This is a genomic window from Solibacillus palustris, from assembly GCF_022549215.1.
GTDB lineage: Bacteria > Bacillota > Bacilli > Bacillales_A > Planococcaceae > Solibacillus > Solibacillus daqui.
This window is the reverse complement of record NZ_JAKZFC010000041.1, coordinates 1-236: the sequence shown is the minus strand read 5'-3', so window position 1 is coordinate 236 and position 236 is coordinate 1. Positions and strand designations below refer to the sequence as shown.

Annotated in this window: 1 protein-coding gene; it reads right to left on the bottom strand. The window is 39.4% G+C overall.

The window, feature by feature from the left end; translation table 11 throughout:
* Positions 1 to 42: 42 nt before the first annotated feature.
* On the bottom strand, positions 43 to 236 hold a 194-nt coding region (locus tag LZ480_RS19795), incomplete at its 5' end, for an IS3 family transposase (RefSeq protein WP_241371229.1).

The following is a 236-nucleotide window of genomic DNA, read 5'->3' as shown; positions in this document are numbered from 1 at the left end:
AGGCACTGACTACCCTTTTTGAGACAAGAATAAAACACCCTTTTATGCAGCCAATTGACGGTATTGAACCGGCGATTGGCTGTTTAGTTTCGTTTGAATACGGATATTGTTATAATAAGTAATGTATTCTTCGACAATCTGTATCACACGTGCGTTCGTTGTGCGATAGATATCGTCGAGATAGAACGTTTCAGACTTTAGCGTGGAATGAAATGATTCGATTGGGGAATTATCAG